Annotated in this window: 15 protein-coding genes; 6 read left to right on the top strand and 9 right to left on the bottom strand. The window is 65.6% G+C overall.

Going from position 1 to position 16,327, the window contains the following annotated elements; genetic code table 11:
* Nucleotides 1–105 precede the first annotated feature (105 nt).
* From tkt to pgl, 6 genes are all read left to right on the top strand, one after another.
* Nucleotides 106–2,223: a transketolase gene (tkt, locus tag ACSQ1X_RS10570; protein WP_436059326.1), complete on the top strand. Its 2,118-nt coding sequence runs from the start codon at nt 106–108 to the stop codon at nt 2,221–2,223.
* 64 nt (nt 2,224–2,287) lie between these two features.
* Nucleotides 2,288–3,403 (top strand): transaldolase, encoded by a 1,116-nt coding sequence (tal, locus tag ACSQ1X_RS10565; RefSeq protein ID WP_436057643.1) that lies wholly within the window; start codon nt 2,288–2,290, stop codon nt 3,401–3,403.
* A gap of 6 nt (nt 3,404–3,409) precedes the next feature.
* Nucleotides 3,410–5,047 (top strand): glucose-6-phosphate isomerase, encoded by a 1,638-nt coding sequence (locus ACSQ1X_RS10560; protein ID WP_436057642.1) that lies wholly within the window; start codon nt 3,410–3,412, stop codon nt 5,045–5,047.
* Nucleotides 5,048–5,062: 15 nt separating this feature from the next.
* Nucleotides 5,063–6,625, top strand: a complete 1,563-nt coding sequence (zwf, locus tag ACSQ1X_RS10555; protein ID WP_436057641.1) for a glucose-6-phosphate dehydrogenase — start codon at nt 5,063–5,065, stop codon at nt 6,623–6,625.
* Nucleotides 6,622–7,563, top strand: coding sequence for a glucose-6-phosphate dehydrogenase assembly protein OpcA (locus ACSQ1X_RS10550; protein WP_055805896.1), 942 nt, complete (start codon nt 6,622–6,624; stop codon nt 7,561–7,563). The genes zwf and ACSQ1X_RS10550 overlap by 4 nt, the downstream gene beginning before the upstream one ends.
* Entirely contained in the window at nt 7,553–8,371 is an 819-nt protein-coding gene (pgl, locus tag ACSQ1X_RS10545) for a 6-phosphogluconolactonase (protein ID WP_055805899.1), read from the top strand. The genes ACSQ1X_RS10550 and pgl overlap by 11 nt, the downstream gene beginning before the upstream one ends.
* Here pgl and ACSQ1X_RS10540 read toward each other — a convergent pair.
* From ACSQ1X_RS10540 to rapZ, 9 genes are all read right to left on the bottom strand, one after another.
* On the bottom strand, nt 8,342–8,719 hold the full coding sequence (locus ACSQ1X_RS10540; protein WP_436059325.1) for an RNA polymerase-binding protein RbpA: 378 nt from the start codon (nt 8,717–8,719) through the stop codon (nt 8,342–8,344). The two genes, pgl and ACSQ1X_RS10540, sit on opposite strands and share 30 nt — an antisense overlap.
* Nucleotides 8,720–8,869: 150 nt before the next feature.
* On the bottom strand, nt 8,870–9,127 hold the full coding sequence (secG, locus tag ACSQ1X_RS10535; RefSeq protein WP_011691936.1) for a preprotein translocase subunit SecG: 258 nt from the start codon (nt 9,125–9,127) through the stop codon (nt 8,870–8,872).
* A 49-nt stretch (nt 9,128–9,176) separates the two neighbouring features.
* Nucleotides 9,177–9,992: a triose-phosphate isomerase gene (gene tpiA / locus ACSQ1X_RS10530; protein ID WP_436057640.1), complete on the bottom strand. Its 816-nt coding sequence runs from the start codon at nt 9,990–9,992 to the stop codon at nt 9,177–9,179.
* Between the two features lie 98 nt (nt 9,993–10,090).
* Nucleotides 10,091–11,317 (bottom strand): phosphoglycerate kinase, encoded by a 1,227-nt coding sequence (locus ACSQ1X_RS10525; RefSeq protein WP_436057639.1) that lies wholly within the window; start codon nt 11,315–11,317, stop codon nt 10,091–10,093.
* A gap of 10 nt (nt 11,318–11,327) precedes the next feature.
* Entirely contained in the window at nt 11,328–12,338 is a 1,011-nt protein-coding gene (gap, locus tag ACSQ1X_RS10520; protein WP_055805911.1) for a type I glyceraldehyde-3-phosphate dehydrogenase, read from the bottom strand.
* Between the two features lie 265 nt (nt 12,339–12,603).
* Nucleotides 12,604–13,227, bottom strand: coding sequence for a superoxide dismutase (locus ACSQ1X_RS10515; protein ID WP_055805923.1), 624 nt, complete (start codon nt 13,225–13,227; stop codon nt 12,604–12,606).
* A gap of 123 nt (nt 13,228–13,350) precedes the next feature.
* A complete protein-coding gene (gene whiA, locus ACSQ1X_RS10510; protein WP_011691931.1) occupies nt 13,351–14,331 on the bottom strand; it encodes a DNA-binding protein WhiA in 981 nt (326 codons plus the stop codon).
* Between the two features lie 9 nt (nt 14,332–14,340).
* Nucleotides 14,341–15,360, bottom strand: a complete 1,020-nt coding sequence (locus ACSQ1X_RS10505) for a gluconeogenesis factor YvcK family protein (RefSeq protein ID WP_436057638.1) — start codon at nt 15,358–15,360, stop codon at nt 14,341–14,343.
* Entirely contained in the window at nt 15,360–16,283 is a 924-nt protein-coding gene (gene rapZ, locus ACSQ1X_RS10500) for an RNase adapter RapZ (protein ID WP_055806640.1), read from the bottom strand. The genes ACSQ1X_RS10505 and rapZ overlap by 1 nt, the downstream gene beginning before the upstream one ends.
* Between the last annotated feature and the right edge of the window lie 44 nt (nt 16,284–16,327).

Below are 16,327 nucleotides of genomic sequence, written 5' to 3'. Positions count from 1 at the left end.
ACGGCTGGTACTAACCGCAGCGGGCACCAACACGCGTGCCCCCGCTCCGGCCTGTTCGTACCACCTGCCGTCAGCACAGAGAGGGGCCCGGTTTTCGTGCCACATTTGGAAGAGCAAGAACTGTCATGGACCAGTTTGGACCAGCGAGCCGTTGATACGGTCCGCATTCTGGCCGCGGATGCGGTCGAAAAAGTAGGGAACGGCCACCCGGGCACCGCGATGAGCCTGGCCCCGGCTGCGTACCTTCTCTTCCAGAAGCTGATGCGCCATGACCCGAAGAACCCGGACTGGATCGGCCGCGACCGGTTCATCCTCTCCCCCGGCCACACGTCCCTGACGCTGTACATCCAGCTGTTCCTTTCCGGCTACGGCCTGGAGCTCGATGACCTGAAGGCGTTGCGTACCTGGGGTTCGCTGACACCGGGGCACCCGGAGTACAAGCACACCGCCGGTGTGGAGATCACCACCGGCCCGCTGGGCCAGGGCCTGGCCTCCTCGGTCGGCTTCGCGTACTCCCAGCGCCGCCAACGCGGCCTGTTCGACGCCGACGCTCCCGCCGGTGAGTCCCCGTTCGACCACACCATCTGGGTCATTGCGTCCGACGGCGACCTCCAGGAAGGCGTGACCTCCGAGGCGTCCTCGCTGGCCGGCCACCAGGAACTCGGCAACCTTGTCGTTGTTTACGACGAGAACCACATCTCCATCGAGGACGACACCGACGTCGCCTTCACCGAGGACGTCCTCAAGCGCTACGAGGCGTACGGCTGGCACGTCCAGCGCGTGGACTGGACCAAGACCGGCGAATACAAGGAAGACGTGCAGGAACTGTACGCCGCCCTGATCGCCGCGAAGGCGGAGACCTCCAAGCCCTCGATCGTGTCGCTGCGCACCATCATCGGCTACCCGGCCCCGAAGAAGCAGAACACCGGCAAGATCCATGGCTCGGCCCTGGGCGCCGAGGAAGTCGCGGCACTGAAGAGCGTGCTGGGCTTTGACCCCGCGAAGACCTTCGAGGTTGACGAGGAGGTGCTGGCCCACGCCCGCGCCGTCGTGGACCGCGGTGCCGCCGCCCGCACCGAATGGCAGGACTCTTTCGAAGCATGGCAGGCCGGGAACCCGGAAGCGGCCGCACTGCTCGAGCGAGTCGAGGCCCGCAAGCTGCCCGTCGAGCTCGACGGCGCCCTGCCCGTGTTCGAAGCCGGCAAGGACGTCTCCACCCGCGCCGCGTCGGGCAAGGTCCTGAACGCAATCGGCCCGGTCATGCCGGAACTGTGGGGCGGTTCGGCCGACCTCGCCGAATCCAACAACACCACCATCGAGGGTTCGCCGTCGTTCATTCCCGCTTCCCGCTCCACCGAGGCGTGGAAGGGCAACCCCTACGGCCGGGTCCTGCACTTCGGCATCCGTGAGCACGCCGCGGCCTCGATCGTGAACGGCATCGCCCTGCACGGCAAGACCCGCGCGTTCTCCGGCACGTTCCTGATCTTCTCCGATTACCAGCGCCCGGCCATCCGCCTCGGTGCACTGATGGGTGTCCCGTCCCTGTACGTCTGGACGCACGACTCCATCGGCCTGGGCGAAGACGGCCCCACCCACCAGCCGGTGGAGCAGCTGGCCTCACTCCGCGCCATCCCGGGCCTGGACGTTGTCCGCCCCGGTGACGCCAACGAGGTCGCCGCAGCCTGGAAGGTCATGCTCGAAAACCACGAGAACCCGGCCGGCATTGTCCTGACCCGCCAGAACATCCCCACCTACGCCCGCGGCGAAGGCGACGCCGAGGGCGACACCTTCGGTGCCGTCTCCGGCGTGGCCAAGGGCGGCTACGTCCTGGCCGAAGCGTCCAAGGACGGCAAAACGGCAGACGCCCAGGTCATCCTGATCGGCACCGGGTCCGAGGTCCAGCTGGCCGTGAACGCCCGCGAAGCGCTCCAGGCCGAAGGCATCCCCACCCGCGTGGTGTCGATGCCGTGTGTCGAGTGGTTCAACAAGCAGGACGCCGCCTACCGCGACGCCGTCCTCCCGGCCAGCGTCAAGGCACGTGTCTCCGTTGAAGCCGGGCTTGCCCTGGGCTGGAAGGAATTCGTTGGCGACGCCGGCCGTTCCATCAGCCTCGAGCACTTCGGCGCCTCCGCCGACTACAAGCGCCTCTTCCAGGAATTCGGCATCACCGCCGAAGCAGTCACCGCCGCCGCGAAGGAATCCCTCGCAGGTCTCGCCAACTGATCCAACACCACGGTTCCGGGGGACCCAGGTCCCCCGGAACCCATGATTTCCAGGAGTTAATGACATGACTACCCCCACCCAGCAGCTCTCGGACGCCGGCGTCTCGATCTGGCTTGACGACCTCTCCCGCGGCCGCCTGCAGACCGGCACCCTGCGCAAACTCATCGAAGAGAAGAACGTCGTTGGCGTCACCACCAACCCGTCCATCTTCCACGCCGCCATCACGACCGGCCACGACTACGACACCGTCATCGCAGCCCAGGCAGCGGCCGGCGCTTCCGTTGAAGAGACCGTCTTCGAAATCACCACCACCGACGTCGCCGACGCCTGCGACCTGTTCGCTCCCGTCGCCGCCGCGACCAAGGGTGTTGACGGCCGCGTGTCCATCGAAGTGGATCCCCGCCTCGCCTGGGACACCGCTGGCACCATCGCCGAAGCGAAGCACCTGTACAAGAAGGTCGGCAAGGACAACGTCCTGATCAAGATCCCGGCAACCCTTGAAGGCCTCGAAGCCATCACGGCGACCCTGGCCGAGGGCATCAGCGTCAACGTCACCTTGATCTTCTCGCTGGAACGCTACCGCGCAGTCATCAACGCCTTCCAGTCCGGCCTGGAGCAGGCCAAGGGCAACGGCCACGACCTCTCCAAGATCCACTCGGTCGCATCCTTCTTTGTCTCCCGCGTGGACGCCGAAATCGACAAGCGCCTCGACGCCGTCGGAACCGACGAAGCCAAGGCACTCAAGGGCAAGGCCGGACTGGCCAACGCCCGCCTCGCCTACCAGGTCTATGAAGAGCTCTTCTCCACCGAACGCTGGGCCTTGCTGGCCGAAGCCGGCGCCCTGCCGCAGCGTCCGTTGTGGGCTTCCACCGGTGTAAAGGACCCGGCCTACCCGGACACCCTCTACGTCACCGAACTCGTCGCACCCGGCGTCGTCAACACCATGCCGGAGAAGACCCTGGACGCCACCTTTGACCACGGCGTCGTTACGGGCGACACCGTCACCCGCGGCTACGACGACGCGAATGCGACGCTGAACGCACTCGACGCACTGGGGATTTCCTACAACGAAGTCGTGGCACTGCTTGAATCCGAAGGCCTGGACAAGTTCGTGGCCAGCTGGAAGGAACTGCTGGGTGACGTCGAAGGCGCCCTGGCCTCTGCACGGAAGGCTTCCTAACCCATCATGAGCACACTCAGCTACGACGCCACCGGCGCAGCCCGCGAGGCACTTGAGCAGCACCTCCCAGCACTGCTGGAAGACCGCATTGCCACCCGGATTTTCGCGAAGGACCATACCCTGTGGGGTCCGGACGCCGAACAGGAATCTGCCATCCGGCTGGGCTGGGTCGAGGCGGCTACCGTCTCCCAGCCCCTGGTCAGCGGCATCCTGGAACTCCGCGATGCACTGAAGGCCGAAGGAGTGACGCGCATTGTCCTCTGCGGCATGGGCGGCTCCTCGCTGGCACCAGAGGTCATCGCGGGCACCGCTGGCGTCGAGCTGACTGTGCTTGACAGCACCGACCCGGAACAGGTCAGTGCTGCATTGGTGGACCGCCTTGCCGAAACCGCGATTGTGGTTTCGTCCAAGTCGGGTTCCACGGTGGAGACAGATTCCCAGCGTCGGATCTTCGAGCAGGCCTTCACCGATGCCGGCATCGATGCCAAAAGCCGCATCGTGATCGTCACCGATCCCGGCTCACCGTTGGACAAGGCCTCACGGGAGGCGGGCTACCGCGCCGTCTTCAACGCCGACCCCAACGTCGGCGGCCGCTTCTCGGCACTGACCGCCTTCGGACTGGTCCCCTGCGGCCTGGCCGGAGTGGACATCCAGGGTTTCCTGGATGAAGCCGAAGAGGCAGCCGAAATCCTCAACGAGGACGCACCCGAGAATATCGGCCTCGCCCTGGGAACGGCCCTTGGCGGCACCAACCCGCTGCGCAACAAGATCGTCATTGCGGAAGACGGATCCGGCATCGTCGGCTTCGCCGACTGGGCCGAACAGCTCATCGCCGAATCCACCGGCAAGCTCGGCACCGGAGTACTTCCGGTCGTAGCCGGCCCGTCCGCGCCGGAGGTCACCTCGGGTGCGGCTGACGTCCTAGTGGTGCGCCTGGTGGCGGCCGACGCCGACGACGTGCAGCTCGGCGAAAACCAGGTCGCCATTGCCGGCGGCCTGGCAACGCAGATGATGGTGTGGGAATTCGCAACGGTAGTGGCCGGCCGGCTGCTGGGCATCAACCCGTACGACCAGCCCGACGTCGAAGCCGCCAAGATAGCGGCCCGCGGACTGCTGGACGCACAGCCGGAGCCGACCCCCGCCAATTTCGTCGACGGCGCCATTGAAGTCCGCGGCGGCGACTGGCTGGGTGATGCCTCCACGGCGTCCGCAGCCGTGTCCGCACTGCTCTCTCAGCTCGCTGACGACAGCTACCTCAGCGTCCAGGCCTACTTCGACCGGCTGGCTTACGCCCCGTTCGAAGTGGTCCGCGACCAGCTCGCTGCGGCCACCGGTCGTCCGGTGACGTTCGGCTGGGGCCCGCGCTTCCTCCACTCCACCGGCCAGTTCCACAAGGGAGGACCCGCCATCGGCGTGTTCCTGCAGGTAACTGCCGACTCCCCCACGGACCTGTCCATCCCGGAGCGGCCGTTCACGTTCGGTGAGCTGATCTCGGCGCAGGCCACCGGCGACGCCCAGGTTCTCACCGAGCACGGCCGTCCCGTCCTCCGCCTGCACCTCACGGACCGCGCTGCCGGCGTCAAGCAGCTGCAGGACATTGTTTCAGAGCTCGCCGGCCAGGCAGCATCCCACACTGAAAGTTAAGGCACCGAAGCAACCATGCCAGAAACTGAAAACGGCAGCAGGAAATCTGCTGGGCGGGGCCGCAACCCGCTGAGGGACCCCCGGGACCGCCGGCTGAATCGTATTGCCGGTCCTTCCTCGCTGGTCCTCTTCGGAGTAACCGGCGACCTCGCCCGCAAGAAGCTGATGCCTGCCGTGTACGACCTGGCTAATCGTGGCCTGCTGCCGCCGAGCTTTGCCCTGGTGGGCTTTGCCCGGCGGCAGTGGGAGAACGAGGACTTCGCCGCCGAGGTGAAAGCTGCCGTGATGGCCTACGCCAGGACCCCGTTTGATGAGGCGGTGTGGAACCAGCTTTCGGAGGGCATCCGGTTTGTCCAGGGCGAGTTCGACGACGATGACGCCTTTGAGCGTCTCGGCGACACGATCGATGAACTGGATGAGCAGCGCGGAACGCGCGGGAACCACGCGTTCTACCTGTCCATCCCGCCGAAGGCGTTCGAGCAGGTCTGCCGGCAGCTGTCCAAGCATGGCCTGGCGCAGGCGGAGGGCGATAAGTGGCGCCGTGTGGTCATTGAGAAGCCGTTCGGGCACGACCTTGAGTCGGCCCGGCAGCTCAATGACATTGTGGAGTCCGTGTTCCCGCCGGATGCAGTGTTCCGGATCGACCACTACCTGGGCAAGGAGACGGTTCAGAACATCCTGGCGCTGCGGTTCGCGAACCAGCTGTTCGAGCCGCTCTGGAATGCCAATTACGTTGACCACGTCCAGATCACCATGGCCGAGGACATCGGCACCGGCGGCCGGGCCGGCTACTACGACGGCGTGGGCGCTGCCCGCGACGTCATCCAGAACCACCTGCTCCAGCTCCTGGCGCTGACGGCCATGGAGGAACCTATTTCCTTCAACGCCGACGACCTGCGGGCCGAGAAGGAAAAGGTCCTGGCTGCCGTAAAGCTCCCGGACGACCTGTCCACCCACTCGGCGCGCGGTCAGTTCGCCGGCGGCTGGCAGGGCGGCGAGCAGGTCCTCGGCTACCTGGAGGAGGAAGGCATCCCCGCCGACTCCACCACGGAAACCTACGCGGCCATCCGCGTGGACATCCACACCCGGCGCTGGGCCGGTGTGCCGTTCTACCTGCGTGCCGGCAAGCGGCTGGGACGCCGCGTGACGGAAATTGCCGTTGTCTTCAAGCGCGCCCCCAACCTGCTGTTCCGCGACCACGGCGAGGACGACTTCGGCCAGAACGCCGTGGTCATCCGGGTCCAGCCCGACGAAGGCGCGACCATCAGGTTCGGATCCAAGGTTCCGGGCACGCAGATGGAAGTCCGCGACGTGACGATGGACTTCGGCTACGGCCACTCGTTCACCGAGTCCAGCCCCGAAGCGTACGAACGGCTCATCCTGGATGTGCTGCTGGGCGAACCGCCGCTGTTCCCGCGGCACCAGGAAGTGGAACTGTCCTGGAAGATCCTGGATCCCTTTGAAGAGTACTGGGCAAGCCTGGGCGAACAGCCCGAGCCGTACGCCCCCGGAAGCTGGGGCCCGGCCTCGGCCGACGAGCTGCTTGCCCGTGACGGACGAACCTGGAGAAGGCCATGATCGTAGATCTTCCCGATACAACAACCTCAGCCATCTCCAAGAAGATCATGTCCCTGCGCGAGCAGGGCGGCGTGATCGCACTCGGACGGGTGTTGACCCTCGTGGTGGTCACTAAGTCCGGACTGGAAGAGGAGGCCATCGAAGCGGCCAACGACGCCAGCCGGGAACACCCCTGCCGGATCATCGTCCTCGCGGACGCCGGCGCCAGCGCGCCGACCCGCCTGGACGCCCAGATTCGTGTGGGCGGGGACGCCGGTGCCTCCGAAGTGATCGTGCTGCGGGGTTACGGCGAGCTCGCCGAGGAAAGCGAGTCCCTCGTGGCCGCGCTGCTGCTCCCCGACGCGCCGATCGTGGCCTGGTGGCCGCACGGTGCACCCAAGAGCGCGTGTGAGACCTCCATCGGCCGGATAGCCCACCGCCGGATCACCGACTCCGCCAACGAGGAGGACCCGCAGAAGGCGCTGGACAACATCCGCAACACCTACAAGGCCGGCGACACCGACCTCGCCTGGACCCGCCTCACCAACTGGCGGATACAGCTCGCGGCCGTTCTCGACCAGGTGGACTCCTCACCCGTCACGGCCGTCGCCGTGGAAGGCGCCTCGGACTCCCCCAGCACCCTCCTCCTGGCGGCATGGCTGACATTGGCCCTGGATGCCCCCGTGACCATCGTGGCCGACCCCGCCGGAACCGGCATCCGCCGAGTCCGGCTGAGCCGTGCCAGCGGCGACGTCCAGCTGTTCCGTCCCGGCCTGTCCGTGGCGGAGCTGACCCAGCCGGGCCAGCCGGCACAGCGCATCTCGCTCCCGCGCCGAAGCCTGCGCGACTGCCTCGCCGAAGAACTCCGCCGCCTGGATCCCGACGAAGTGTTCGGTGAAGTGATTACTATTGGACTGCCCCGTACAAATCTAAGGAGTGTCCGTCCCAGTGAGCGCTGATCCCAGAGTAAGCATCCACCCCGACTCATCCGTATTGATGGCGGCCATCGCAGCGCGGCTCATCACCAAACTCGTGGACGTCCAGGACAAACACGGTGAGGCGACGGTGGTGCTTACAGGCGGCACTGTGGGGATCGGAACGCTCAAGGCGGTTGCCGACTCCGCGGCGGCACCGGCCGTGAACTGGTCGAAGGTCAATTTCTGGTGGGGCGACGAGCGATTCGTTGGCGGCACCGACAGCGACCGGAACACGCTCCAAGCCCATGAGGCCCTGCTGTCCCACATAGCGGTTGACCCGGAACGGGTGCACGAACCGGGTTCAACGGACGACTTCGCCAGCCCGGAGGAGGCTGCCGCCGACTACGCGCGCCGCCTTGCCGAGGCAGCCGCGGAGGAGCATGCCGCGGACATGTCCGATGACCGTCCCGAGAACCCGGGGACACTTCCCCGGTTCGACGTGGTCCTTCTTGGCGTGGGTCCGGATGCCCATGTGGCCTCGTTGTTCCCTGAGCAGGCGGGCATCAGGGAAAAGGAGCTCACGGTCGTGGGGGTCCGGAATTCGCCGAAACCCCCACCCGAACGGATTTCCCTGACCCTACCGGCAATCAACACGGCCAGCGAGGTCTGGATGGTTGTCGCGGGCGAGGACAAGGCCGGCGCTGTGGGGCTCGCCCTGGCTGGCGCCAACCCGGTTCAGGTTCCGGCGGCCGGGCCCACCGGGCGCTCACAGACGCTCTGGCTGATCGATGAGAATGCAGCCGCACGGGTTCCCGAGCAGCTAGTCCGTAAAGGTCCCGCGGGCTCGTAGCCGTTCCAGCGCTCCAGCCAGGACATCTTCTGCGTCCTGGCTGGAGCGCCGCTCTTTAACGTACTCAAGGTGACTTTTGTAGCCTTCTTCGGCATGATGCGGGAGCTCGACCCGGCTCTCGTCCCGCGATGCCAGGCCTCCGCAGCGGCGGCAGTCCCAGACGGCCGGTATCTGGTCCTCCGGGAGCTTAATGAAAACTGGCCGCGTCTCGTGTCCCTTGGCGCACCAATAAGAAACACGAATACGCGGCAAGCGTTCACCGACGACGTCGTTTGGCTGAATTCTTGGGGCCGACCCTTCGGCCGCCCCTACACGGGTTCCCCGGAACCCTGAAGCAGCATGCACCATCGGGAACTCCTGGCTACTTGACTGACCGGTATTGGACACCAACAGCCACAGTGTAATTCGGAGTTCCCGACGGCGGCAGGGCCGTTAGTACCGGGAATGTGTAAATTCCTGGAAAATTCCCGGTCCCGATTCTGTGCGGAAAAGCAGCTGCTAGGAGTCGCCGCCGCCGGAGAAGCGCATCAGCAGGCCGAGCGCGATAATAACAACGCCCCAGGTGACCCCGAGGATGACCGTGAACCTGTTGAGGTTGCGTTCGGCCACGCCGGACGAGCTCAGGCCCGAGCTCATGCCGCCGCCGAACATGTCCGACAGACCGCCGCCCCGTCCCTTGTGGAGCAGGATGAGCAGCGTCAGCAGGAGGCTGGTGATGCCCAGGAGGATCTGCAGAATGACATGAAGAACGTCCACGACGGCCTTTCAGAAGTTGATGATTGCGGGGGTCACGCCTGTGTCCGGACTAATCCGTCAGCAGGTGACTCTCGAACCTGACAATATTAGCAAACTCAGCGGGATCGAGGCTGGCCCCGCCCACCAACACGCCGTCGACGTCGCGTTCGTTGAGGATGGCCGCGGCGTTGTTGGCCTTGACCGAACCGCCGTAGAGCAGGCGGACCTTCGCGGCGACTTCGTCACCGAACAGGCTGACGAGTTCGGCCCGGATGGCAGCACACATTTCCTGGGCGTCCTGCGGTCCGGCAACCTCACCGGTGCCGATGGCCCAGACGGGCTCATAGGCGACCACGAGTTCAGCGGCTTCTTCAGCGGCAAGGCCCTCGACGTCGGCGCGGAGCTGGTCAAGGGTGTGCTGGACGTGCGTCCCGGCCTGCCGGATTTCCAGGCCCTCGCCGACGCAGAGCACCGGGGTGACGCCGTGGCGGAAGGCAGCCTTCACCTTGGCGTTCAGGACTTCGTCGGACTCGTTGTGGATGGTGCGCCGTTCGCTGTGGCCCACCAGGACGTACTTGCAACCCAGCTTGTTGAGGAACTGGCCGCTGATATCACCGGTGTAGGCACCCGAATCGAACTGCGACAGGTCCTGGCCGCCGTAGACGACCTCCAGTTCATCGCCCTGAACCAGGGTCTGGACGCCCCGAAGGTCGGTGAAGGGCGGGAAGACAGCAACTTCCGCGCGGCTGTAGTCATGCTTGGCATCAGACAGGGTCCAGGCCAGCTTCTGCAGCAGGGTGATGCCCTGGACGTGGTCAATGTTCATCTTCCAGTTGCCGGCGATGAGGGGCGTGCGGTCGAACTTGCCGTTCGTTGACGTTGTCACGTGTTCTCCAAAAAGTGCTTGTCCAAAAGGGGCTGGTGATGGAAACAGCCGGCAGGGCCCCCGGATATTTCAGCGGGGTGCCCTGCCGGCTGGAGGATCTAGCGGTCCAGGACGCTGAGTCCCGGCAGTTCCTTGCCTTCGAGGTACTCCAGGCTGGCGCCGCCACCCGTGGAGATGTGGCCGAACTGGTCGTCCGCGAAGCCCAGCGTACGGACGGCAGCTGCGGAATCGCCGCCGCCGACAACGGTGAAGGCATCCGCCTCAGTAAGGGCCTGCGCGATGGCACGGGTGCCGCCGGCAAATGCTTCGAACTCGAAGACACCCATGGGGCCGTTCCAGAACACGGTCTTGGCACCCTTGATCCGGCCGGCGAAGGCAGCCGCCGACTCGGGTCCGATGTCCAGGCCGATGCCCTGTGCTCCGAAGCTGCTGCCTTCGATGGCGTCAGCGCTGACCGTCTCGTGGTCGGCGTCGGCGGCGAACTTGGCCGCGACCACGACGTCCGTGGGCACGACGAACTCAGTGCCTGCGTCCGCCGCCCGCTTCAGGTAGTCCTGCACCACGGGGATCTGGTCTTCTTCCAGCAGGCTTCCGGCCACTTTGTGGCCCTCGGCTGCGAGGAAGGTGAACAGCATTCCGCCGCCTACCAGGATGGTGTCCGCCTTGCCGATCAGGTTGTCAATGACGGCGAGCTTGTCCGAGACCTTTGAGCCGCCGAGCACCACAACATAAGGCCGCTGGGTCTCCGTGGTGAGCTTGCGCAGCACCTCGACCTCGGTGTGCACGAGGTCGCCCTGGTACGACGGCAGCCGCGTGGCGACGTCGTACACGCTGGCGTGCTTGCGGTGGACGGCGCCGAAAGCATCATCAACAAACGCGCCGTTATCACCGGTCAATGCCACCAGCTCGTCCGCGAAGGCGCCGCGCTCGGCGTCGTCCTTGCTGGTCTCACGGGCATCGAAACGGACGTTTTCAAGAACCAGAGCTTCGCCGTCCTGCAGCGAAGCGGCAAGCTCCTTGGCCGAAGCACCAACGGTGTCCCCGGCCAGGGCGACCTTGAAGGACGCCAGCTCAGCCAGCCGCGTCACGGCGGGCTTGAGGGAGTATTTTTCTTCCGGGGCGCCCTTGGGGCGGCCGAGATGGGCTGTGACCAGCACGCGGGCACCGGCGTCCGTGAGCTTCGTCAGTACTGGCAGGGAGGCCTTGATGCGGCCGTCGTCAGTCACTTCAGAGCCGTCGAGCGGCACATTCAGGTCACTTCTGACCAGAATGTACCGCCCGCGGACACCATCAGCGATCAGTTCGTTGAGGGTGTGGAATGTCATGTGTCTAACCCTAGCCCAGCTTGGCTGCGACGAGCTCCGTGAGGTCGACAAGGCGGTTCGAGTAGCCCCATTCGTTGTCATACCAGGAAACAACCTTGACCTGGTTGCCGATGACCTTGGTCAAACCGGAGTCAAAGATCGACGATGCCGGGTCGCCCACGATGTCGGAGGAGACGATCGGCTCATCCGTGTAGGTCAGGAAGCCCTGGAGCGCGTCGGACTCGGACGCCTTCTTCAGCGCTGCGTTGACTTCTTCAACGGTGGTCTCGCGGGATACGGTGACCGTGAGGTCGGTGGCTGAACCGGTGGGGACGGGAACGCGGATGGCGTAGCCGTCCAGTTTGCCCTTGAGCTCGGGAAGAACCAGGCCGATGGCCTTGGCCGCACCGGTGGAGGTGGGGACCATGTTGATGGCGGCGGCGCGGGCACGGCGCAGGTCGTTGTGCGGGCCGTCCTGGAGGTTCTGGTCGGCGGTGTAGGCGTGGATGGTGGTCATCAGGCCACGCTCGATGCCGAACTCGTCGTTGACTACCTTGGCCAGCGGGCCGAGGCAGTTGGTGGTGCAGGAAGCGTTGGAGATGATGTGGTGCTTGGCGTTGTCGTACAGCTCGTGGTTCACGCCCATCACGATCGTGATGTCCTCGTCAGAGGCCGGGGCGGAGATCAGGACCTTCTTGGCGCCGGCGTCGATGTGCTTCTTCGCGGCAGCAGCCTTGGTGAAGAAACCGGTGGACTCGATAACGATGTCAACACCCAGCTCGCCCCAGGGGAGGTTGGCGGGATCGCGTTCGGCGAGAACCTTGACGACGTTGCCGTTGACGACGATGTTGCCGTCCTTGACCTCGATGGTCTCCTTCAGGCGGCCGCCCACGGAGTCGTACTTGAAGAGGTGGGCCAGCGCCTCGGGGCTGGTGAGGTCGTTGACTGCAACGATCTCGAGGTCAGCGCCCTGTGCGAGTGCTGCGCGGAAGTAGTTGCGGCCGATACGGCCAAAGCCGTTGATACCAATACGGGTCGTCACTTTTTCAGTCTCCTTGGTGCTTGTAGAAGCACAACTAGTTGAGCGGGCGTTCAAGCCAACTAACAGATCCCGCACGCCATTGGGCAGAGATGATTACCAGATCGGAGGGCGACCAGCCACATTGCTGAAGGCTAACCGCCTTCCGTGATCCATCTTACGTTTAAGTAGGTCGGCCCCCGCAAGTGCGGGGGCCGACCTTCCACGATTCGGTCCTAAACGGCCTAAATGTGAAGTTTGTTACAGGCGGGTGTCGTGTCTGTCACGCTTAGAGGGTGATGAGGCCCGTAGCGTTCTGGCGCGCACCGTCGAAGCGCTTGGCGACGTCGGCCCAGTTAACGATGTTCCAGAATGCCTTGACGTAGTCGGCCTTCACGTTGACGTAGTCCAGGTAGAAGGCGTGCTCCCACATATCGAGCATGAGCAACGGCGTGGTGCCGAGTGCAACGTTGCCCTGCTGGTCGTACAGCTGCTCGATGACGAGGTTTCCGCCGATGGGCTCGTAGGCGAGGAAGCCCCAGCCCGAACCCTGCAGGCCGAGCGCCGCAGCGCTGAACTGCGCGCGGAAGGCGTCGAAGGAACCGAAGGCATCGTCGATGGCCGCGGCCAGTTCACCCTCGGGCTTGTCGCCGCCGTCCGGAGACAGGTTGTTCCAGAACACGGAGTGGTTGACGTGGCCGCCGGTGTGGAAAGCCAGGTCCTTCGAAAGGCGGTTGATGTTGGCGAAGTCGCCCTTGTCGCGTGCCTCAGCCAGCTGGGCCAGCGCGTTGTTGGCGCCGGCCACGTATGCAGCGTGGTGCTTACTGTGGTGCAGCTCCATGATGCGGGCGGAGATGTGGGGCTCCAGCGCTGCGTAGTCGTAGCTAAGTTCAGGCAGTACGTACTCGGTCACAAATTCCTCCATTGTCGTGGACGGGTTGTCCGGTTTGCTAACTCTCGGATTGTGCATCCGGATGACTGGTCACCCGGAAATTTAGCGGGTTTCCGTTACCCGGTCTCGATTCTAGGGGCGCCGTTACTCGTCCAGCATTTCCGGCGTCACATTGGCCTCGGTCCCGGGGATCCCCAGGTCGAGGGCACGCTTGTCCGCCATCGCCAGGAGCCTGCGGATCCTGCCGGCAATGGCGTCCTTGGTCATGGGCGGATCTGCCAGCCGGCCAAGTTCGTCCAGGCTGGCCTGCTTGTGCGCCACCCGCAGTTCACCCGCGTATTTCAGGTGGTCCGGGACGTCGTCACCGAGGATCTCCAGGGCGCGGTCCACCCTGGCCCCGGCGGCCACAGCAGCCTGCGCCGAGCGGCGCAGGTTGGCGTCATCGAAGTTGGCCAGCCTGTTGGCCGTGGCCCGCACCTCTTTGCGCATGCGGCGTTCTTCCCAGACCATCAGGGCGTCGTGCGCGCCCATTCGCGTGAGCAGGGCGGCGATGGTATCGCCGTCCCGGATGACCACACGGTCCACTCCCCTGACTTCGCGGGCCTTAGCCTGGATGCCGAGGCGGCGGGCCGCACCAACCAGCGCCAGCGCCGATTCGGGCCCGGGACACGTCACTTCCATGGCGGAGGAGCGGCCCGGTTCGGTCAGCGAGCCGTGGGCCAGGAACGCCCCGCGCCACACGGCTTCCGCGTCGGCGGCGGAGCCGTTGACCACGGCCGAGGGCAGCCCCCGCACGGGACGGCCGCGGGCGTCCAGCAGACCGGTCTGGCGGGCGAGGGCTTCGCCGTCCCGCACCACCCGGACCACATACCGGTTGCCACGGCGGAGCCCGCCGCCGGAGACGACGATGATCTCGCTCTGGTGGCCGTAAACCTCCGCGATGGCCGCCCGGAGCCGGCGCGCCGTCGAAGCGAGGTCCACCTCCGCTTCGATCACGATCCGGCCCGAAATGATGTGGAGACCGCCGGCGAATCGCAGCATTGCGGAGACTTCAGCCTTGCGGACCGAGGACTTCTTAATGTCCAGGCGGGACAGTTCTTCCTTGACTGATGATGTCAGTGCCATGGCACCTTCCTAACTGTTCCCGAAAATATCGTGGTACGCCGTTGCCAGACGCAGGGGGTCGTGGATCGGACGGCGGCTCGACGCCCCTACTTTACCCAACACCACCTCGGCACCCAGCATCCCGGCGGCCCGCTTGAACTCTTCGACGTCCGGCACGGACACGGGGTCCGCGAGCACGACGTCGATGCTGAAGTCGGGCGCATAGCTGCGCAGCACATGCAGGTGGTCGGCGGCGGACATTCCGGAGGTCTCCTTGGTGTCCGTGGCCAGGTTCATGGTGAGGCACCGCCTCGCGGGCGTATCGGAAAGCGCCTGGCGCATCTCCGGCAGCAGCAGGTGCGGCAGTACGGAGGTGTACCAGGACCCGGGGCCGAGGATGACCCAGTCAGCCAGTTCGATGGCCGTCAGGGCTTCGACGCAGGCATGTGCCGATTCCGGCAGGAGCCGGACGCTTTCCAGAGAACCCGCCACCGCACACTTGGCCTGGCCTCGGACCGTCTCCAGGATGGACGTTCCGTCCGGGCCGGGCACCCGGACTTCGCCTTCGATCGTCAATGGTTCACTGGACATGGGCAGTACCTGTCCGCGGGCACCGAGCAGCGCGCCGGCCCACTTCAGGCCGCCCACGGTGTCACCCAGCAGCTCCCAGAGGGTGACGATGAGCAGGTTGCCCATGGCGTGGTCGTCAAGGGAACCGCCGCGGCCTGCCCCCGGCTTGAAGCGGTGTTGCATGACGTCCCGCCAGGTCCGGCCCCAGTCGGTGTCGTCACACAGTGCCGTCAGTGCCATCCGGAGGTCGCCGGGCGGGAGGACACCGTACTCCTCGCGCAGGCGGCCGGAGGACCCGCCGTCGTCCGCTACGGTGACGATGGCGGTCAGGTCGGAGGTGAGCAGGCGAAGGGCGGACAGCGAAGCGGAGAGCCCGTGGCCCCCGCCGAGGGCGACGACGGACGGCCCTTTGTCCAGCTGCCCGCCGATGGTCCCGCCGGCAGGCGGAACCAGGGGCAGCGGCCCGGTAAGCAGTCCCATTACTCCCGGCCCAGATCCCGATGCGTGGTGGTCACAGTGACCCGGGGATACTGTGCGAGCTTCTTTGACAGCTCCATCGCGACCGCGACCGACCGGTGCTTGCCGCCGGTGCAACCCACGGCGATGGTGGCGTAGTGCTTGTTCTCCCGGCGGTAGCCGTCCAGCACAGGCTCGATGGCCAGGACGTAGCGGTCCACGAAGCTCTTGACCCCTTCGGCCTCAAGGACGTAGTCGCTGACGTCCTTGTCCAGGCCCGTGTGCGGGCGGAGCTGCGGAACCCAGTGCGGATTCGGGATGAAGCGCGCGTCGACCACGAAGTTCGCATCCACCGGCAGGCCGTACTTGAAGCCGAAGCTCATGACATTGAGCCGCAGGGCCACGGGGCCGGTTTCACTGAAGAGTTCAGTGATGGCCGTGGCCAGCGCGTGGACGTTGAACTCGGAGGTGTCCAGCACAATGTCTGCGGAATCGCGGAGTTCATGCAACAGCTCCCGCTCCGCGGCGATGCCGTCGAGGATCCGTCCGCCTTCCTGGAGCGGGTGCGGACGGCGGCCCTGCTCGAAACGGCGGACCAGGACATCGTCATTGGCGTCCAGGAACAGGACGCGGAACGTGACACCGCTCGCCTCAAGGGTTTTCAGCGCGGTCCGGATATCAGTGAAGAGCGCCTTGCTGCGGACGTCCACCACCACGGCGAGCTTGGGTATGGACTGCGGGGCGTGGGACACAAGCTCAGCCAGGGTGCCGAGCATCTGCGGCGGAAGGTTCTCCACCACATACCAGCCATGGTCCTCGAGGGCGTCCGCAGCGGTGCTGCGTCCTGCCCCGGACATACCCGTCACGACGAGCAGCTCCGCTTCAACGGGCCTGACGGGCGTCATGCCGTCCTGTTCCGCTTCGGATCCTGCCGTTGACTCTGCCATGAGCAATGCCCCATTCCTGCTGTGTAATTCGACGCAACCGCGCG

Source organism: Arthrobacter sp. LjRoot78, assembly GCF_964254335.1.
Classification (GTDB): domain Bacteria; phylum Actinomycetota; class Actinomycetes; order Actinomycetales; family Micrococcaceae; genus Arthrobacter.
This window is presented reverse-complemented; position numbering and strand designations above follow the sequence as displayed.